The organism is Agreia sp. Leaf283 (assembly GCF_001422485.1).
In the GTDB taxonomy this organism is placed as follows: Bacteria; Actinomycetota; Actinomycetes; order Actinomycetales; family Microbacteriaceae; genus Agreia.
The window spans coordinates 586,782-606,719 of record NZ_LMNF01000001.1; the positions used below are offsets into that span (position 1 = coordinate 586,782).

Sequence of the window (19,938 nt, forward strand, 5' to 3'; positions counted from 1 at the left end):
CACTTCGGGCAACTGGGCGCGATGCGCCCCGGGCGCAGCGGCTAGCGCGAGCGCTGCAGCGAGATGATGCCCGTCGGGAACCGGTCGCGGTTCGAGACGAAGACCGTGCCCTTCGTCGGATCGACCGACACCCCGTAGACCTTGTTGCCGTAGGTCGTCGCCGAGTAGTTCGCGATCTGCGTGAGGTCTCCCGCGTTCAGCACGAGAACTCCGCTCTTCTCGAAGGCGTCGGTCATGTGTCCGATGTACAGCCGCTGGGCGACCGGGTCGACCGCCACCGAACGCAGATCCGGCGCCGCCACCTGAAGCGTCTGCAGCAGCGAGTAGTCGACGGTCGAGTAGACCCGGACGCCGTCCACACCCGAGGTGTCCTCGCTGGTGACGTAGAGGCGCTTCGTCGTGGGGTCCACGGCGATTCCGTGCGACTTCCACGACGTCGACGAGGTCGTCGCCACGGTCTCGATCTGGGCGCCGGTGACGGCATCCATGACCTGGAAGCCCGTGCCTCGGGTCGCACCGTACACGCGGCCCGCCTCGAGATCGACGTCGATGCCGCGCACGTTCGCCGAGAAGGCGAACGGTCCGCGAACGATCGCGTCGGCCTTCACGTCGAGCACGGCCCACGCCGCACCGTAGGCGACGTAGAGCTCGCCCTTCGCCGTGTCGAGCGCGACGTCTCGAACGCCCTCGGCCTCTCCCCCGGCGATGGCGTGCGTCTTCACGACCGTGTCGGTCGCCGGATCGATCTCCAGCACCCGGGCGGGCCGCTGCTCGTTGCCCACGAAGAGGTGCTCTGTGGTCGGGTCGACCACCGAGCCGACCGGCTTCACGTCGAGATCGGCGTTCGCGGTCTGCGACGGGATCGCTCCCAGCGCGGTCGGCGCATAGGTGAGTCCAGTGGGCGGCCCCTCCGGGTCGTTCGGGTCCGTCGGGTCCGTCGGGTCCGTCGGGTCCGTGGGATCGGTGGGATCCGTTGGATCGGTCGGATCCGTCGGGTCCGTGGGATCCGTCGGGTCCGTGGGGTCCGTCGGGTCGACCGGCGTTCCGACGTTCCGGATGCTGATGGTCACCGCGACCGAGGTCAGTTCCGACCCGGGCGGGTTCAGTCTGAAGTCACGGTTCGACGCGAACACCCGCTGGTGCTCCTCATCGACGGAGATGCCGTAGACGTCCTTCCCGTACTTCGGATCGGCCAGGTCTGCCAGAACTTTTCCGGTCTTCGCGTCATGCACGGAGAAGCCGCCGGTTCCCGCCGCCGTGCCCGTGTAGGCCACGTAGACGAGACCGTGGGTCGAGTCGACGTCGAGCTGGCGAGCGTTCGGCCTCGTGGGCTGCTCCCAGAGCTGCGCGAAGTTGTCCTTCACGTCGAACGCCGCGATGTTCTTCACATCGGCCGTCTCCTCGAAGAAGGCCGCGGTGACGCGTCCACCCTCGGGGTCGGCGGCCACGTAGTAGGCACCGGCCGTTCCGTTGATGACGCCGATCGACTCGCCGGTCTGGGCATCCAGAACCTCGACACCCCGCGACGGGATCGCGCCGTAGACGTAACCGTTGACGGGGTCGACGTCTATGGAGCGGTTCGACTGCACAAACGGGAACGGGCCCCGCACGACCTGGCCGTACGTCGCATCCGCTGTCGACACCACGACCCAGTTGGTGTTCTGCTGACCCACGTAGAGCAGGTCGTTCGCGTCGTCGATTCCGATGTCGCGGATGTTCTCCGGCAGAGTCATCTGGCGAACGATCGTGTCGGTGTTCGGATCGACCTCGAAGATCGTGCGGCCGTTCTGGTCACCGAGGAACAGGTGGTCGCGCTTCTCCGAGTACGCCGAGCCCGCGGGCAGCTGCGCCGCCGGCTTCGCAACCGAGACGACCTGGCCGGCAGGCGAGTAGTCGAAGCCCTGCTCGACGATCCTCTCCGACACGGTGACGGCCGCCGACATCGTTTCCGATCCGGGCGGGTTCAGCCTGAAGTCGCGGTTCGACGCGAACACCCGCTGGTGCTCCTCGTCGATCGAGATGCCGTAGACGTCCTTGCCGTACTTGGGATCGGCGAAGTCGCCGAGCCGCTTGCCGGTGGCGATGTCGTGCACCGAGAACCCGCCGGTTCCCGCCGCCGTGCCCGTGTAGGCGACATAGACCAGACCGTGGGTCGAGTCGATGTCGAGCTGGCGGGCGTTGGGACGTGTCGGCTGCTCCCAGAGCTGGGCGAAGTTGTTCTTCACGTCGAACGCCGCGATGTTCTTCACATCGGCCGTCTCCTCGAAGAAGGCAGCAGACACGCGGCCGCCCTCGGGGTCGGCGGCGACGTAGTACGCGCCGGCCGTTCCGTTGATCACGCCGACCGATTCGCCGGTCTGGGCATCGAGTACCTCGACACCCCGCGACGGGATCGCGCCGTAGACGTAACCATTGACGGGGTCGACGTCGATGGAGCGGTTCGACTGCACGAACGGGAACGGGCCCCGCACGACCTGGCCGTACGTCGCATCCGCCGTCGACACGACCACCCAGTTCGAGTTCTGCTGGCCGACGTACAGAAGATCGTTCGCGTCGTCGATTCCGATGTCGCGGATGTTCTCCGGCAGAGTCATCTGACGAACGATCGTGTCGGTGGCGGGATCCATCTCGAAGATCGTGCGGCCGTTCTGGTCACCGAGGAACAGGTGATCGCGCTTCTCCGAGAATGCCGAGCCCGCGGGCAGCTGAGCGGCCGGCTTGGCGACGGACTTCAGGTCTCCGACGACGCGGTAGTCGACCGTGGTGGTAGGCTCCTCGGGCTCTTCTCCGCCCGGGTCGGGGTTGGGCTCGCAGCCGAGGCAGGGCTCTCCGCCGTTCTCGTCGATGACCTGCGGAACCGTGTCGTCGGTCACGGCCTTGCCGCTGTCGTTCTTCACGATGGTGAGGCCGTCGTAGTACTCGCCGTCGGCCGTGCGCGATTCGTAGCGCAGCTTGTCGCCCGACACGTCGATGAGCTGGTAGAGCTCGATTCCGCCGCCGAGCTTGCGCAGGTGCGCGCCGTTGTCGTTCCACAGGCGGGGGCCGGTGTTGTTGTACATCTTCGATCCCACGACCGACACCGCGTAGACGGGGCCGTCGTAGTTGAGGTCCTTGTTCCAGCTCACGGGGTTGCCGAGCTCCGACTCGTCGGAGTTTCCGCGCCCGTAGGCGTGGTCGTGGCCCTGCAGCACGAGGTCGACGTTGTGGCTCTCGAAGAGCGGCACCCAGGCATCCCGGATCGCGCGGTTGTTGCGCCCCTCGTCGAGCGAGAAGACGGGGTGGTGGAAGTACACCACGGTCCACTTGTTGGGGTTTTCGTCGAGGGTCTTCTCGAGCCAGGCGGTCTGCACGGCCAGGGCCGCGGCATCCGTGATGTTGCTGTTGAGCGAGATGAAGCGCACGCCCTGGTAGTCGCTGTAGTAGACGGTGCCGTCGAGCAGTGCCTCGACCTCGGCCGGTCCGGTCGGGCCGTTCTCGGGGTAGGCGAACTGGGCCTGCCACTGCTTCGACAGCGCTTCGCCCTCGTACTCGTGGTTGCCCGCGGCTGCCAGGAAGTTCTGCGTTCCGAACTGGTAGCCGGCGGCGTCGAACACCTCGCCCCACTGGGTGTCGTTGTTCGCCTCGTCGATCAGGTCGCCCGCCTGCAGCACGATGCTGGCGTCGGGGCGGTCGCGGAAGGCGTTGCGGATGACGCGCGAGGCGTCGGACTTGATGCCGTTCTGAACGTCGCCGAGGTAGATGAACGAGAAGTCGTCGGGTGTGGCCGACGCCGTGGTGAAGTGCTGCCACTCGCTGTAGTTCGTGCCGTCGCCGACGCGGTACATGTACTGCGTCGACGGGGTCAGGCCCGTGAACTTCACCGTGTGGAACGCCTCGTCGTAGCCCTTGTCGGTGGGCACGGTGGTTGTCGACGACGCCGCGACGACCGTGTAGTCGTCGGTGTAGGGCTTGGCCGTGGCGACGCGGATCTGCGCCTGCGCCTGGGCCGCGGTGACCTTGGTCGAGGTGCGCCAGGTGACCGCCTGCGAGTTCGAGAGGTCTCCCGAGGGTGTGAGCACGAGGCGGTCGGGCACGCTGGTCGGGCCGTACTGCTCGATCGGCGTCGCCGTGACGGCCTGTGCCGCCTCAGAGGTCGAACCGAGCGGAACGAGCAGGGCTCCGGCCAGAACCGCCGCCGTGATGGCGACGCCCCTGCGGAAGCCCGACCCGAACCGGGATGACGAGGTCGTCATGGGAGTGGAACCTTTCGGTGGTCGTGTGGCTCGGGTGCTTCGGGGTGTCGGTGCGGTCGAAGCGGGGGCACCGGATGCGCGGGGTCCCGCGCCGGTCGCGATCATCGGGCGCCGCCCGTCGCGTGGCGGCGGCGGCTCACGAAGACGAGTCCGAGGGCTCCGACGAGGAGCAGGGCTCCCGCGGCGGAGATCGCGGACCCGACCCAGGATGCGCCGGTGTTCGCCAGGTCCTTCACTCCGGTGCTCGGGGCGCCGACCGCCAGCACGGTGAGGTCAGCCGAGGTCGTCGCGCCCGACTCGAGGCCGCGAAGCACGATCGTGTGCTTTCCGACAGGAGCTCCGGCCGGGATGTGCGCCGTGTAGAGCACCGCGCCGGAGGCGTCGGCCTTCGTGTAGCCGAGGGTGATCGGGTCGGAGTGCAGCACGATCTCCATGTCCTCGTTCGGCTTGAAGCCCGATGCCTTCATAGACACCGATCCTCCCGCCGCGACGCCTGTTGCCGAGAGCTCGAGTGCCGACGGGGTGTAGGTCGGTTCGGTCGGCGGGGTCGTGGGGGTGGTCGGCCCGCCGGTCGGGGATGTCGTCGGTCCCGTCGTCGGCTCCGTCGTCGGCTCCGTCGTCGGCTCCGTCGTCGGCTCCGTCGTCGGCTCCGTCGTCGGCTCCGTGGTCGGCTCCGTCGTCGGCTCCGTCGTCGGCTCCGTGGTCGGCTCCGTGGTCGGCTCGGTCGTCGGCTCGGTCGTCGGCTCGGTCGTCGGCTCCGTCGTGGGCTCCGTCGTCGGCGGGGTGGTCGGCGGTGTCGTCGGCTCCGTCGTCGGCTCGCCCGACGGGATCGTGACCTCGGGCAGCTCGGGCGCGTTGATCGTGGTGCGGGCGGAACCCGGACCCGAGTCGCGCGGGGTCAGGTCGTCGGTCACGAGCTTGGCTCCGTCGTCGGACTTGGTGATCGTGAAGCCGTCGAACAGCTCGCCGGTGACCTTGCGGCTCTCGACGTGGATCTCATCGGCGGTGACATCGACCGTCTGGTACATCTGGGTGTAGCCGTTGGTGCTGCGGAGGTTCGCGCCGTTCGTGATCCAGTTGTTGGTCGCCAGATCATCCGGAACATACATCTTCGGACCGGCGATGGTGACCATGTAGACCGGGCCGGTCTGGCTGGTCTTCGGGTCGGCGCCCGCCGGCAGATTCTGCTCGTTCGCGAACAGGTTGCCGCGGCCGTAGGCGTGGTCATGGCCCTGCAGAACGAGGTCGACGTTGTGCTTCTCGAAGATGGGAAGCCACGCCTCGCGAAGCGTCTTGTTGTCGCGTCCGCTCGTCACGGAGAAGACCGGCTGGTGGAAGGCGACGACGGTCCACTTGTTGGGGTTCTCGGTCAGAACCTGGTCGAGCCACGCTGTCTGGGCATCCAGCTCGGGGCCGTTGATGACCGACGCGTTGAGCGAGATGAACCGCACGCCCTGGTAGTCGGTGAAGTAGACGTTCTCGCTGAACGCCGCCTTGAGCTCGGGGGTCTGGGCCGGGCCGTTCTCGGGGTAGGCGAACTGGGCCTTCCAGTAGCGGCTGAGCTGCGGGCCCGGGTAGTACTCGTGGTTTCCCGGGGCGGCGATCACGTTGAGATAGGCGTTCTCGAAACCGGCGGCCGAGAACCATTCGCCCCACTCGGCATCCGCGACATCGGTGTCGATGAGGTCGCCGAGGTGCACGACGGCCTTCGAATAGGGGCGGGCTTCATAGGCGGCGCGGAACGTGCGCGAGGCGTACGACTTCACGTCGTTCTGGGCGTCGCCCTGCACGAGGAACGAGAACGGCTCGTTCGAGGCGGCGGCCGTGGCGAACTCGAACCACTCGCTCCAGGTCTCCCCGTCGCCCACGCGGTAGAGGTACGCGGTGTCGGGCGTGAGCCCTGTCATCAGGGCCGAGTGGTACTTGATCTTGTAGCCCAGGTCGGTGGCCATCTCGACGGTGCTGGCCGCCGCGATCGTGGTCGACGAGGTGATCGGGCCATCCGTCATCGTGGCCAGCTGAACCTGCGGGGTCGTGACGTCGAGCGAGGTGCGCCACGACACGTTCTGCGTGGTGGCCGGCGTCTCCGAGGGGGTCAGGATGACGCGGTCGGGCACGGCTGACGCGACATGGATCAGTGCCGGCGCGACGGGAGGCGGTGCGAGTCCGCCGCCCGCGGCCGAGGCGATGCCGCCGCCGAGTGCCATGAGCGCGAGCGAGGCGGCGACCGTGGCCGCGATCACCCCTGTGCGTCGTGAGCGCGTCGAGAGCGCGCGCGAGAATACGTCGATTTTCATCCTTGTGGATGCCCCTCAGTGATTGCCCCGGTATGGCCGGGATGTGCAGGAATGCCGAAAACTGACGAAAGGTCAGCCGGACTCTGCGAATCTATCGACGGGGGCGGGGCTGGCGAAGAACGGGGGAATCCGTTCGTCTATTGTTCAGAAGCGGCCACGAGAATTGCGTTTTCCGACACCCGTAGCTGGGTTTGTGGACATTTTCGGCTTTGGCGCGGAGCTCCACTATGGGCTATAGCGTCTTAGTGAACGTCACGGTCTGACCGGACGCACGTGAGGTGCAGAGAATGGCCCTTCGTCGGCCACCGGAAGGGCCGTTCTCTGCACCTCGACCGCGACGCTCCGCCTGCAGAACGTCGGCGGCGGTCAGGTGTGTCAGGTGTGTCAGGCCTGCTCGCCGGCGACCACGTTGAACAGCCACGTCACGCCGAACCTGTCGGTGAGCATCCCGAAGCCCGCCGACCATGCAGAGGCGGCCAGCGGCTCGACGACCGTGGCGCCGGCCTCGAGCGCCGCCCAGTAGCCGGTGGCCTCGGCGAGGGTCTCGGCGTTGAGGGCGATGAAGAAGGACTGATCGGTCACGGTCGTGCCATTCTCCCGGTGCGTCGAGCCCGTCGCGGGACCGGCATCCTGACCGGGCACGTCGTAGGCCATGACCGTGAAGCCGCCGGGGGCGACGACCTGACCGAAGACGACCTTGTCGGTGTCGGGCAGGCCCGCGGGCATGCCGAACTCTCCGTAGGTGCGCGCGAAGCTCTGGCCGCCGAACGCCGTGGCGTAGAACTCGAGGGCGGCGCGGGCTTGGCCGCGGAAGTTGAGGTGGATGACGGGCGTAGCGGACATGATGTGCTCCTTCGTGGGTTGGTGAGATCAGCGTCTCAGCGGTTCAAGTCAGGGAACGTCCGCTTCGTGCGAGAGGATGACAGCATGCCGACCGCATCATCCCCCTCGACCTCGAAGCGCCTGCTCGCGCTGCTGTCGTTGCTGCAGTCGCGGCGCGACTGGCCCGCCCCCGTGCTCGCCGGGCGGCTCGAGGTGAGCGAGCGCACGGTGCGGCGAGACATCGACCGACTGCGCGAACTCGACTACGTGATCGACGCCACGCGCGGCCCCGACGGAGGCTACCGGCTCGGGGCGGGAAGTCAGCTGCCTCCCCTTCTCTTCGACGACGAGCAGGTGATCGCGCTGGCGCTGGCCCTGCGCACGGCGGGCGGCCTCGGCGCAGGCATCGACGAGGCCGCCGACCGAGCGCTCCGCACGGTGAGCCGTCTGATGCCCGAGAGGCTGTCCCACCGAGTCGCAAATCTCGTCGACACGGTCGGGCCTGCCGCCACGCGCGGATCGGTGCAGACGGACCCCGCCGTACTCCTGAGTATCGGCGAGGCCATCCGCACCAGGCGCGAGTTGCGCTTCGACTACGCGACGCCCGACCGGGCTGCGAACGCCGCCGCCCCAGCCGTGCGCTCGGTCGAACCGCACCACCTTCTCGCGCACAACGCCCGCTGGTATCTGATCGCATACTCGCCCGCCGAAGACGAATGGCGGATCTATCGAGCTGATCGCATCACTCCCCGCACCCACACGGGGCGCTCGTTCACCGCCAGATCGGTTCCCGGTGGCGACCCCGCGCGCTATCTGTCGGCACGTTTCAAGGGCTCGACCAGCTCGACTGCCGAAGACGTCTGGCCGTGCACCGGAACGGCCACCGTTCATGGCCCCCTGTCGACGATCGCGCCCTACGTCGCCGACGGATCGGCGGAGGCCATCGGCGCGGACCGCTGCAGGGTGCGGCTCGGCTCCTGGTCATGGGAGGCCCTGGCCGCCGAATTCTGTCGATTCACCTTCGACGTGAGCGACGTCGAACCGCCCGCGTTGCGCGCGGCCTTCACATCGATCGCGGAGCGCACGAGGCGCGCGGGGGCCGGCGAGGGCTCGGGCACCTAGCGCGACACGTCTTCGAGACGTGATCGACAGCATCCTGATGTCGCCGCCGACGATTCAAAGCGAGCTGACAGCAGCACTGCCGGTGGCGGTGGGGCTGTCGGACTACGGTCATCGATGTGTCGAGAGAAGGGCAGTCGATGTCTGTTGTGCGTCGGGAATGGCCGATCGCCGTGGTGATCGTGATGGCCCTCTTCACTGTCGGCGCCCTCGTCGGAGTCGGAATCGCGGGACGGCCCGGGCATCCGATGCCCGCCGCGCGAGGCATCCAAGATCTCTCGGCCACCGCGGCACCGAGCACGTCGCCACCGGGGTCATCATCGTCGTCGTCGCAGAGCGTGTCGTCGACGACCGAGACCGACGCGGACACGGACACGGACACGGACACGGACTCGAAGTCGGTCGTCGTAGCGATCGGAGATTCGATCATGGACGGCCACGGCCTGAAGCCGAGCCGGGCCTGGCCTGAGCTGATCGGTCAGGCCACCAACTGGCAGCTCACCGACCTGGCCAGCGACGGCACCGGCTTCACGGCGGTCGGAGACGACGGCGATACATTCCAGGACGAGGCCGTCGAGGCCGTGGCGCTGCATCCGTCGATCGTGATCATCGCCGCCAGCAGCAACGATCTCGGCGAAGACCCCACCGAGGTCTCCGACGACATCACCGCGACGATGTCCTACCTTCGCGATTCGCTTCCGGATGCGCAGATCATCGCGTTCAACGCCTTCTGGGGTGCGGATGCGCCGCCGCCGGAGCTTGCGGCCCTGGATTCCGACCTCGAGTACGCGTCGGCGTCGATCGGCGCCCACTATCTCGACATCGGACAGCCGCTCGCCGGTCGGCCCCAGCTCATGCAGTTCGATGGAGTGCACCCGACGGCCCGAGGCCTCGTGGTGCTCGCGGCGGCGATCGCAGCGGCCATCCGCGAAGACACGGCGGCGGCGACCTGAGAGACCTCGATGACGTGAATGCCACCCACATCAGAGACTGTGCTCGCCCGCCAGAAGCCGCTCGAACAGCTCGACGTAGGTCACGCGCACCTGCTCCCACGACGCACTCATGTCGATGCCTGCTGGGTCATCGATGGGCAGCGCATAGCCCGCCTGGGCGTGGGGCACCGGGTCACCCGGCAGAACGAGGGTCTGGATGTAGGCGCCCGTGTCGACGTTGAAGGTCAGCGTGTGCGACGCCACGTTTCGGTCCCAGTCATGCGACGGCCACGAGAGGAACGAGACGTGCCGAGGTGGCGCACCGGCCCCGAGCGCGGTGGCCGACACGTAGCTGCCGTAGTGCTCCTCGCCCGGAGAGAGGATCTTGTAGGAGCCGTTGTCGAGGTAGATGAGCAGCGCTTCGGGAAAGGGCTTGGGGCCGTACATGGCGGTGTAGCGGAATGCCTGAGCGAAGATCGGGTTGCCGAGCGGCACCGCGATCGACGACGTGGCCGCCCGCGGCGCTCGCGCCACGGAGGCGTTCTGCTCGGCGGCGGCACCCGCCCGGGGCTCGCTCGGCGGCGAGCACGGCACTGCGGCCTCGGAACCCGCCGGGATATGGGACAGGAAGAGCAACTCCGCCTCTTCGTCACCCGTGCTGCGTGCGATGTGGGCGATCGCGGGCTGCTCCAGGAGTGGTATCGCGATCTCGAAGACGGTGTCGCGATCGTCGGTGGAGTGGATGATCGCACCGCGCAGCAGAAAGCCGGTCTGCCAGCCATCGTGATAGTGCCACCCTGTCGACGTTCCGCTGGGCAGGACAACTCGGCGCACTTCGAAGCGACTTCCATCGGCCCTCGAGATGCTGGCGAGAATGTCTGTCGACGGCGATTCCTGTTCGCTCATGAACGCTCCCTGCTCTCCTTCGCGACGAGGCTGCGTCGTCGACCACGGGGCCGCTGTTGGCGGGCAGTTCATTTTCGGGCGCCGGGCTGTCCGGAGCCTGAGACCATGGGCCGGGTCGCGGGCGCCACTTCAGTGACAGGCACCCCTGCGGATACACAAAAACCCGCCTGGCCACGAAGGCCGAGCGGGTTTCACCGAGTGATGAACATCAGTGCGGAGACGGAGGGATTTGAACCCTCGGTGGGGTTTCCCCCACTCCACCTTAGCAGGGTGGTGCACTAGGCCGGACTATGCGACGTCTCCTTGGCTTGCGCCTCAGCAATCATAGCCGACGTCGGCCGAATGTCTCTCTTCGGCCCGATCGATCAGTAGTCGAAGCCCTTGCTGCAGGTGTATTCGGCAGCCGATTGGCCCGTGATGCTCTTCGGCAGGACGGTGGCAGAGGAGTCCCGCGCCGCGGCATCCGCAATGTCGGCCGGCGCAGCGGAGCCAGCGGCAGGCGCACCGGCGTCAGGCGCAGCGGCATCGCTCGACGCCGCCTCGGTCACGGCCGGAAGTGCATTGGGATCGATCTCCGCGCCGAGCCCCGTGTTGCCCGCCTCGGCGACGATCGACTCGTCTGCGCGGATCGCCGCGAACATCGCCTCGGCGTCGGCCGCGATCGGCTGCACCTTGCCGGCGTACACACCCGACCCGCCTGTCGTTCCCGGGTAGGCGTAGAACCCGATGTCCTCGAGCGGAATGTCTTTGAGAGCGAGCGCGATGGAGACCATGGTGTCGGGCGAGCTCAGGCTGGTCGAGATCTGCATGTTGCCGGTGGCCGCCTTCGCGAGCCCGTAGAGCTTGGTCACATCGGTGAGGGTCTCGGTGCTCTTCACCGTGCGCACGAGCGACGACAAAAAGACCTGCTGCGAGCTGATGCGCCCCAGGTCGCTTCCGTCGCCCACCCCATGCCGTGTTCTCAAGAACTGCAGCGCATCCATGCCCTGCAACTGGTGCGTGCCCGGGGTGAGGTGCGTGTTGGTCCACTCGTCGTCGATCGGCGACGACACGCACACGGGTACGCCGCCCACCGCATTCGACATCTCGATGACGCCGTTGAACTGCACCTCGGCGGCGAACGGAATCGTGAGCCCGGTGAGCTTCTCGACGGTCAGCACGGTGCACGGCAGGCCGCCGTAGAGCAGTGTCACGTTGATCGGCTGCGCCGACATCGCCTCGCTTGTGCCGCCCTGGCCGTCGGGACACTCGGGGATCGACACCACGAGGTCGCGGGGAAAGCTGATGACCGAGGCGCTGGAGTGGTCCTGCGAGATGTGCAGCAGCATGGTCACGTCGTTGAGATTCGAGGTCTCGTCACCGTATGCCTCGCCCTGGCCCTCGCGGCTGTCGCTGCCCACGAGCAGCAGGTTCACTCCCCCGTCGATAGCCGCGATGTTCGGCGGCGGAGCGTCCGACTCCTCACCGGCGAGCGCGACCACGGTCAGATCCTTCCGCACGTCCCAGGTGGCGATCGCCGCGAGCGAGACGCCGCTCACCATCACCACGGCGAGAACCAGCCCGACGGCTCTGAACAGCTCCGCGAAGACGGTGCCCGTGCGCTGGCGCCCGTGACGGATGGCCGAGGGTCGAGGCGCGAGCGTGCGTCGACGCGACGAGGCTGCACTCATTCGGGTCCTTTCACGCCCATGGTTTCGGGTCCATGGTCATCGGGGTGGAATGCGCGGAGGGCTAGGGATTCGAACCCTAGAGACATTTCTGCCCACCAGTTTTCAAGACTGGCTCCATCGGCCGCTCGGACAGCCCTCCTTGCCCGGCAGAACCGAACAAGCCACGATTCTAACCGAACCGCATCCACCGATGGGTTCGGAACGAGCACGGCGCCCGTCAGAACGGGCGAAGGGCGACGGCCAGGCCGTCGTCGTGAACGGATGCCGTCACCTCGCTGGCCACGGCCAGCACGTCGTCGGGCGCCTGGCCCATGGCCACCCCGCGTCCGTGTGCGCCGGCCCAGGTGAGCATGTCGATGTCGTTGCGTCCGTCTCCGATGGCGAAGACGCGATCGCGCGGAATGCCCAGCGCTTCGCGCACGCGCTCGAGGCCGGTGGCCTTGTTCACGCCGTCGGGAGCGATGTCGAGCCAGGCGGTCCAGCCGATCGCGTAGCTCACGCGGTGCAGACCCATGCGCTCGACGAGGGCCAGAAAGTCCTCCATGTCGTGGTCGGGAGAGATCACGACGACCCGGGTGGCCTCGATGTCGAGCAGCTGTTCGAACGGCACGGCCCGGCTGCCGACGTCGGCGACGGAGACGGGGAACGCGCCGTAGTAGCAGAAGTTGCCCTCCTCGTCTTCGACGGCGAAGCTGGCCTCTGTCAGGTGCGAGCGGATCTTCGTGAGCACCGGCCCCGGGTTGAACGTCTCGACGAACTCGCGACTGTAGCCGACCGGGGCGGTGGGGTCGCGCTTGAGCGTGATCGCCCCGTTGGAGCACACCACGTACTCGGGCGTGATCGACAGCTGATCGAGCACGGGCAGCGTCGACGCGACCGACCGCCCCGTCGCCAGCATGATCTCGTGGCCGAGCGCCGACACCCGGGCGACCTCGTCGCGAACGGCGTCGGTCAGGGTGCCGTCCTCGTAGATGATGGTGCCGTCGATATCGAGCGCGAGCAGCCAGCGATCAGCGGATGCCGCGGGCTGGTCGGACACGTCGGGCCCGGTCGCGGAGTCGGTCACTTCGGTTCGATTCTCTCGACCCCGTTGAGGTACGGGCGCAGAACCTCGGGCACGATCACCGAGCCGTCGGCCTGCTGGTGGGTCTCGAGGATCGCGACGATCCAACGGGTCGTCGCCAGGGTGCCGTTGAGCGTCGCGACGGGGGCCGTCTTTCCGCTCTCGGTGCGGTAGCGGGTGTCGAGTCGGCGCGCCTGGAACGTGGTGCAGTTCGACGTCGAGGTGAGCTCGCGATACGAACCCTGGGTGGGAATCCACGCCTCGATGTCGTACTTGCGGGCGGCAGACGAGCCGAGGTCGCCGGCGGCCGTGTCGATGACGCGGTAGCTGAGCCCCAGGTCCTGCATCATCTGCTCCTGGTACGACACCAGGGCGAGGTGCTCGGCCTCGGCGTTCTCGGGCAGCACGTAGCTGAACATCTCGAGCTTGTTGAACTGGTGCACGCGCAGGATTCCGCGGGTGTCTTTTCCGCCCGAGCCGGCCTCGCGTCGGTAGCAGGTCGACCATCCGGCGTAGCGCTTCGAGCCGCCCTCGAGGTCGAGGATCTCGTCGGAGTGGAAGCCCGCGAGCGCGACTTCACTCGTGCCCGTGAGATAGAGATCGTCGGCGGGCAGGTAGTAGATCTCGTCGGAGTGCTCTCCGAGGAATCCGGTGCCGGCCATGATCTCGGGCCGCACCAGCGTGGGAACGATGAGCGGGACGAACCCGTTCTTTTCTGCCCGGTCGAGCGCGAGCGTCATCAGGGCGAGCTCGAGGCGCGCACCGATTCCGGTGAGGTAGTAGAACCGCGCACCCGAGACCTTGGCTCCGCGAGCCAGGTCGAAGATGCCGAGCGTCTCGCCGAGTTCGACGTGGTCTTTCGGCTCAAAATCGAATGCGGGGCGGTCGCCCACCTCGCGCAGCGTCACGAAGTCGTCTTCGCCGCCGGCGGGCACGCCGTCGATGATCGGGTTGGCGATCTGCCGCACGATCGTCGTGAACTGGCCCTCGGCATCCGTCGCCCGCTGACTCGCGGCCTTGACCTCGGCGGCCAGCGACTGGGCCTCGGCGACCAGCGCCTTCTTCTCGTCTTTGGCGGCCTGGGCCACCTTCTTGCCGAACGAATTCTGGGTCGCGCGCAGGTTCTCGTACTCACCGATGGCGGCTCGCCGCGCGGCATCGGCAGACAGGGCCGCATCGACGAGGTCGACGGAATCGCCCCTCGCCGCCTGCGATCGGCGGATGACATCGGGATTTTCGCGCAGCAGTACGGGATCGATCACCGTTCAAGCCTACCTTTCGTCGCACGCGCGCCCGGGTCGCCGACGGTGAACAAGACGGTAGCTTTACACTCGTGGCCACTATCGAGGAACCCGCGCAGCCCCGAAGGGCCGCTGTCGTGTACAACCCGATCAAGGTCGACGTCTCGAAGCTGCGCGCCGAGGTCGACAGGGCCGCCGCCACGGCCGGGTTCGACAAGACCCTCTGGTTCGAGACCACGATCGACGAAGCAGGCCAGAAGCTCACGCGACAGGCGGTCGAGCAGGGTGCCACCGTGGTCATCGCGGCTGGCGGCGACGGAACGGTCAGGGCCGTCGCCGAAGGACTCCGCAACACCGGCGCAGCCCTGGGCCTCCTGCCGAGCGGCACCGGCAACCTGCTGGCGCGCAACCTCAACATGGGCGTTCCGCACACCGAGAGGGCGCTCGGCATCATTTTCGCGGGGAAAGACCGCGTCATCGACCTCGGCCTCGCCGCGATCACCCGACCCGACGGCGATGTTCAGGAGCACGTGTTCCTGGTGATGGCCGGCCTGGGCCTCGACGCCAAGATGATCGCCAACACCAATTCGCGCCTCAAGAAGGCCGTCGGATGGCTGGCCTACGTCGACGGCGTGGGTCGGTCGCTGCCCGAACTGCACCCGGTGAAGTTCCGCTTCTCGATCGACGGCTCCCCCTTCAAGTCGACCTCGGCGCACACCGTGATGGTCGGCAATTGCGGGGTGCTGCCCGGCGGCGTGCTCCTCATTCCGGATGCCCGGCTCGACGACGGGGTGCTCGACATCATGGCGTTGCGCCCCGAAGGCCCGTTCGGCTGGCTCAAGGTGTGGAACAAGATCGCGTGGGAGAACGGGGTGCTGCGCAAGTCGGCGGCCGGTCGCAAGATCATCGACCTGTCGAAGGACGTGCGCTCGGTCACGTACCGCACCGGCAAGGACCTGCAGCTGGTGGTGGCAGAGCCCGAGGAGTTCCAGCTCGACGGTGACGAGTTCGGCGAGGTCACCGCGGTGCACAGCTGGGTCGAGCCCGGCGCGCTGCGCGTGAGGGTGCCCGCGTAGCTCCGTCTCAGGATGAGATCCGCAAATTGCTCCTTCGTGTTGGAACGTTTCAATGTACGATCGTGTCATCAAAGGCGACGAACGAGAGGCATCCGATGCACGACCACCTGGCCCATAGGATCGTGGACTACATCCACACCAGCAGCGACCAGATGATGCGACCGCCCACGGGCATCCTGCGTCACCCGTACACGGTTCCGGCCACGGCGGACTCCGCCTATTACTCGTCGACGCTCTGGGACTGGGACTCCTGGTTCATCAGCGTCGCGCTCGGTCAGGTCGAGGCCGACATCGACGAGCGGGGCCGTTTCCGCGAGTACGAGGAGGGCGTCATTCTCAACTTCCTCGATCACACCGATGACGACGGCGTGATGCCCATCCTGTTGACACCGGATGGCCCGATGATCCACGGTGATCCGTCTCGAGCGGCCGGTTTCTCCGAGAACATGCACAAGCCGATCGTCGCCCAGCACGCGGCGCTGCTCTCGCAGCGCTCCGGCAGTATCGCCTGGGTGACAGACCACCTCGACGCGATCGAGACCTACCTGCGGCGCTATCTCGAGAGCCATGTCGACGAGGCCACCGGGCTCGCCTACTGGCAGAGCGACTTCGCGATCGGCGTCGACAACGACCCATCGGTGTTCTACCGCCCGGCCAAGAGCACCGCATCGATCTACTTGAACTCCCTGCTCTACCGCGAGCTCCTCGCGTTCGGCTACCTGCTCGAGGAGGCCGGCCGTGTGAAAGAGGCGAATGTCTGGCGCGGCTACGCGCAGGACCTCGCCGACGCCGTGAACCTGCACTGCTGGGACGAGCGCGACGGCACCTACTACAGCGTCGACCTCAACCTGCGCCAGATCGACCCGGAGGACTGGCTGCACCGCGGTGCCCCACGCACCTGGAACTCACTGCTGCTGCGCATCGACAGCTGGTCGAGCTTCATGCCCATGTGGGCGGGCTTCGCGTCGCAGGAGCAGGCCGAGCGCATGCGGCAGAGGTACCTCGAGCCGCGCACCTTCTTCGCCAACTACGGCGTGCGCACCCTCTCGAGACTCGAGAAGCAGTACAACCTGCGGGCGTCCAACAACCCGTCGAACTGGCTCGGACCCATCTGGGGTGTGAGCAACTACCTGGTGTTCCGCGGCCTGCAGAAGTACGGGTTCGAGGCCGAGGCGACCGAACTGGCCGAAAAGACCGTGCTGCTGTTCGGGCGCGACCTCGAGCGCACCGGCAGCATGCACGAGTTCTACAATCCCGACAACGGAGAACCGATCATGACGAAGGGGTTCCAGAACTGGAACTTCCTGGCGCTCAACATGATCGCCCACCTGCGCGGCGAGACGGCGATCACCGAGTTCTAGCAGCGGCCCTACGAGGCGTCGGGCTCGCCCGAGATCACTCCGCGCAACCAATCGCGCGCCTCGATGAACACGTCGTCGTCGTAGCGCGGAATGTACTCGATGGGAGCCTTGTCGGCGCGCGGGTACGAGCCGAGGAAGATCACCTTCGGGCTGAAGCGGCGCACACCGAGCAGCGAGTCCGCCACCCGCTCGTCGAGGATGTGTCCGTCGGCGTCGATCACGAAGCGGTAGCGGCCGAGGGCGTCGCCGATCGGCCGGGACTCCAGCAGGCTCATGTTCACCCCGCGGGTCGAGAACTGCTCGAGCAGCTCGAGCAGCGAACCGGCCCGGTCGTCGGGCAGCTCGACGATGAGGCTCGTCTTGTCGGCGCCGGTGCGGGGCGGAATCTCCGTGGTCCTGCTCACCAGCACGAAGCGGGTGACCGCGTTGTCGTTGTCGCCGATGTTCTCGGCGAGAACCTCGAGGTCGTAGTGGTCGACGATTCCGGGAGGTGCGACGGCCGCGTCGGCCAGGTCGTTGTCGAACAGCGAGGCGGCGGCCGCGACATTCGAGGTAGCCGGGATGTGGCCGTGGCTCGGCAGGTTGGCGTCGAGCCAGTGGTGGCATTGGGTATAGGCGACCGGATGCGCGTTGACGACCTTCACGTCGGCCAGCGTCGTTCCCGGGCGGGCCACCAGAACGAACTGCACCTTCACCAGGTACTCGCCCACGATGCGCAGGTTCGGGATGTTCGCCAGCGCATCCTGGGTCGCGCTCACCCCGCCCTCGATCGAGTTCTCGATCGCGATCATCGCCGCGACGCTGCGTCCGGAGACGACGTCGTCGAGCGCCTCACCCACGTTGTTGACGCTCCGCCAGATCTTGCCCCGGGCATCCGGAACCTGCGCGAGGGCCGCCTCGGTGAACGTGCCCCGCGGACCCAGGTAGCTGTAGCTCTCGGAGGCGGCGGCGGGCTCGGGTGCATCGGACATGGCTCAGAGCCTATTGGACACTTCCCGCAGAGGACTGCGGAAACCCTGTTGCGGAGACCCTGTTGCAGCGGCCCGCGCCTGCGGCACACTGGTCGCTATGACCACACTGCCAGAGGGTTGGAGCGACTTCTTCGTGGCGACGACGGGCGCCGGCGCGGCACTGGCGGGCCTCATCATCGTGGCCATGACGGCCAACATCAAGATGATCATCGGCATCCAGGGCATGACGTCGCGAGCCGGAGCCACCATCGGCTCGCTCACGCTCATCGTGGTCGCCGGCGCCGTGGCTCTCATCCCGGGCCAAGGCGCCCTGTTCGTCGGCCTCGAGATCCTGGTCGTCTCGGTGGTGGTGCTCGGCATCAATCTCGACTCCGCCTGGAGAGTGGTGCAGGCGTCGAGGCGGCCCGACTACGCCTCCGGCCCGCCGGCACCGAAGATCGCCCTTTCGCTGGCGCAGATCGTGCCGTTCCTGGTGGGCGCGGTCATGCTGCTCACCGGCGATTGGTCAGGGCTCTACTGGGTGGCGGGCGGCATGATCGTGGTGTTCATGGCGTCGGTGCTGAACGCCTGGATCCTGCTCGTGGAGATCCTGCGCTGACAGCTGAGGCTCAGCCGCGGCTCGAGCGGCGCACTGGTAGACCTCAGCCCGGCCAGCATCGTCAGAGCGACCTCGCTGCGGGCAGCACGGTGTGGGCCTCGTGCGGCTCGTGGGTTGCTTGGGCGTTGTGGCGCGCAACGCCCCTGAATCTCAGTTTGATCGGTGTCTGACCCGGATCTCGGAGTGCGGACGGCACCCAGTAGTACGACTCCTCGTACTTTCTGCCAGGAATTCTGATGATTCGGTGCCCATCATTGTGAAGTTGCATGTGATGGAACCGGCAGAGCAGGATTCCGTCGTTGATATCGGTCTTGCCACCCTCGCTCCAGTGCTGCAGATGGTGCACCTCGCAGAACGAGGCCGGGGCGTCGCAGCCAGGGGCGGCACAGCCGCCTTGGAGAGTCGCTATGACCACACGTTGCGCCCGAGTGTAGAGCCGCACTTCGCGGCCGAGGTCTAATGGCGACCCATCGGCGTTGCGCACGATCGGCACCAGGCCGGTGTCGCAGACCAGCCTCGAAACCATGTTCATCGATACCGGGATGCCTGTTCCCTGGATGAACGCGACTCCGTCAGCGTTGGGGCGAGCGAGCTCTGCGGCGGTGACCACCACCTGCACCGCCGGGCGCTTCTGGGAAAAGATCGCGTTCTCGTCGGCGAGCGCGCCGGTCTTGAGAAGATCGACCAGCACCGATGCGCGGATCTGCTCTGTGCTGCGCTCGTCTTCTACGACCGTTGTGGCGGCGGCGGCGGCTTTGCCGTGCACGAATCGCGGACCGCCGATGCGCGGCCCGAGCACCAGATCGAGAGCGTTCTTCACCCAGGTGCCATCTTCAGGAGCGAATGTGGCGCGAAGGTGAACCATTCCCTCGCGGTCGGTCCACACCTTCGCCTCTTGCCGGGCGAGCTGCTGCCGTTCTTTCTCTGCCACTCCGGCGCGGTCGAGGAACGCGCGGGCGTTCGCGGCGTCTCGGAAGACGGTCTCGGGTAGATCCTCGGGGTGAAGGCAGTCCAGGATGCGCTGCGCTGCGGCCGCAAGGGCCTCTCCCGGGACCGTGTCGCTGCTGCTGCCGAGCCCGGCCCGCAGTGCCTCGAACCGATCGGGGGTGATGGCACCCGATCTCATCTGCTCCGTGATCGCTGCGAACCATGGTGGCCGCATCGGGCCGGCGTCGCCGGACCCCGTGTCGCCGAGCTCGGCGTCATCACCAGCCTCGCCTGGCCCATCCGCGCCAGCGTCTGCGGAACCGGTCGCCGACGGGAACGACGCGGGCGAAGCATCCATCAACGACTTGCCCAGGTGATCGATCTTTCGCGCGTCGGCCTTTGTCGACCCGGTCAGCGCTGCGATCAGGGTCTGCGGATTGGCGAAGCCCTCGGCCTTTGCCAGCCCGGCCCCACCCAGCTCTCGACGAGACCGCTGATTGATCTCGGCCGACCCGCAGGCCAATACCCGGTCGGCTTCTTGCCGTAATCGCGCGGCGAGCCGCATGAACGTCTTCACTTCTTCGGATGACAGCGACGCAAGATCTGCCGTCTCATGGATATTCGACACCTGCGCGGTAACCGCTCGAAGTGTGTCGAATTTGTCTTCCATATAACTATGGTATCCATACGAGCTATATAGTACAAGTGTTCGAATGATTTTTC

14 protein-coding genes and 2 tRNA genes are annotated in these 19,938 nt (G+C 67.0%); 5 read left to right on the forward strand and 11 right to left on the reverse strand.

Annotation, left to right across the window (positions count from 1 at the left end):
* Positions 1-41 precede the first annotated feature (41 nt).
* The 3 genes from ASF51_RS19665 to ASF51_RS02660 form a co-directional block, all read right to left on the reverse strand.
* On the reverse strand, positions 42-4,232 hold the full coding sequence (locus ASF51_RS19665) for a metallophosphoesterase (protein WP_055924784.1): 4,191 nt from the start codon (positions 4,230-4,232) through the stop codon (positions 42-44).
* A gap of 101 nt (positions 4,233-4,333) precedes the next feature.
* The gene (locus tag ASF51_RS02655; RefSeq protein WP_082479489.1) at positions 4,334-6,529 is read right to left on the reverse strand and encodes a metallophosphoesterase family protein; all 2,196 of its coding nucleotides are present in this window, start codon (positions 6,527-6,529) and stop codon (positions 4,334-4,336) included.
* Positions 6,530-6,913: 384 nt separating this feature from the next.
* On the reverse strand, positions 6,914-7,372 hold the full coding sequence (locus ASF51_RS02660; protein WP_055924790.1) for a VOC family protein: 459 nt from the start codon (positions 7,370-7,372) through the stop codon (positions 6,914-6,916).
* A gap of 84 nt (positions 7,373-7,456) precedes the next feature.
* Between ASF51_RS02660 and ASF51_RS02665 the strand changes: the two genes are divergently transcribed.
* Positions 7,457-8,473 carry a YafY family protein gene (locus ASF51_RS02665; protein WP_055924793.1) on the forward strand — a complete coding sequence of 339 codons (1,017 nt, stop codon included), beginning with the start codon at positions 7,457-7,459 and terminating at the stop codon, positions 8,471-8,473.
* A 137-nt stretch (positions 8,474-8,610) separates the two neighbouring features.
* Positions 8,611-9,423 carry an SGNH/GDSL hydrolase family protein gene (locus tag ASF51_RS02670; RefSeq protein WP_082479490.1) on the forward strand — a complete coding sequence of 271 codons (813 nt, stop codon included), beginning with the start codon at positions 8,611-8,613 and terminating at the stop codon, positions 9,421-9,423.
* A 30-nt stretch (positions 9,424-9,453) separates the two neighbouring features.
* Here ASF51_RS02670 and ASF51_RS19540 read toward each other — a convergent pair whose 3' ends face one another.
* The 6 genes from ASF51_RS19540 to serS all read right to left on the reverse strand — a co-directional run bounded on the left by ASF51_RS19540 (position 9,454) and on the right by serS (position 14,303).
* Complete coding sequence (locus ASF51_RS19540) at positions 9,454-10,308, reverse strand: cupin domain-containing protein (protein ID WP_235497108.1); 855 nt, start codon at positions 10,306-10,308, stop codon at positions 9,454-9,456.
* A 214-nt stretch (positions 10,309-10,522) separates the two neighbouring features.
* Positions 10,523-10,611, reverse strand: a tRNA-Ser gene (locus ASF51_RS02680).
* 62 nt (positions 10,612-10,673) lie between these two features.
* Positions 10,674-11,978, reverse strand: coding sequence for an LCP family protein (locus ASF51_RS02685; RefSeq protein WP_055924799.1), 1,305 nt, complete (start codon positions 11,976-11,978; stop codon positions 10,674-10,676).
* A gap of 54 nt (positions 11,979-12,032) precedes the next feature.
* Positions 12,033-12,117 (reverse strand) — tRNA-Ser (locus ASF51_RS18915).
* Positions 12,118-12,195: 78 nt separating this feature from the next.
* On the reverse strand, positions 12,196-13,044 hold the full coding sequence (locus ASF51_RS02690) for an HAD family hydrolase (protein WP_235497109.1): 849 nt from the start codon (positions 13,042-13,044) through the stop codon (positions 12,196-12,198).
* Positions 13,041-14,303: a serine--tRNA ligase gene (serS, locus tag ASF51_RS02695; protein WP_055924803.1), complete on the reverse strand. Its 1,263-nt coding sequence runs from the start codon at positions 14,301-14,303 to the stop codon at positions 13,041-13,043. The genes ASF51_RS02690 and serS overlap by 4 nt, the downstream gene beginning before the upstream one ends.
* 71 nt (positions 14,304-14,374) lie before the next feature.
* On the opposite strand from serS, the gene ASF51_RS02700 reads away from it, so the two are divergent.
* Both ASF51_RS02700 and ASF51_RS02705 read left to right on the forward strand, forming a co-directional pair.
* Positions 14,375-15,358 (forward strand): diacylglycerol kinase family protein, encoded by a 984-nt coding sequence (locus ASF51_RS02700; RefSeq protein ID WP_055924806.1) that lies wholly within the window; start codon positions 14,375-14,377, stop codon positions 15,356-15,358.
* A gap of 62 nt (positions 15,359-15,420) precedes the next feature.
* Positions 15,421-16,719, forward strand: coding sequence for a trehalase family glycosidase (locus tag ASF51_RS02705; protein ID WP_157411977.1), 1,299 nt, complete (start codon positions 15,421-15,423; stop codon positions 16,717-16,719).
* An 8-nt stretch (positions 16,720-16,727) separates the two neighbouring features.
* Here ASF51_RS02705 and pheA read toward each other — a convergent pair whose 3' ends face one another.
* Positions 16,728-17,690 (reverse strand): prephenate dehydratase, encoded by a 963-nt coding sequence (gene pheA / locus ASF51_RS02710; protein ID WP_055924812.1) that lies wholly within the window; start codon positions 17,688-17,690, stop codon positions 16,728-16,730.
* Between the two features lie 97 nt (positions 17,691-17,787).
* Here pheA and ASF51_RS02715 point away from each other — a divergent pair, with 97 nt between their 5' ends.
* On the forward strand, positions 17,788-18,288 hold the full coding sequence (locus tag ASF51_RS02715; RefSeq protein WP_055924815.1) for a hypothetical protein: 501 nt from the start codon (positions 17,788-17,790) through the stop codon (positions 18,286-18,288).
* A 61-nt stretch (positions 18,289-18,349) separates the two neighbouring features.
* Here ASF51_RS02715 and ASF51_RS02720 read toward each other — a convergent pair whose 3' ends face one another.
* On the reverse strand, positions 18,350-19,885 hold the full coding sequence (locus ASF51_RS02720; protein ID WP_055924818.1) for an HNH endonuclease signature motif containing protein: 1,536 nt from the start codon (positions 19,883-19,885) through the stop codon (positions 18,350-18,352).
* Positions 19,886-19,938: the final 53 nt, after the last annotated feature.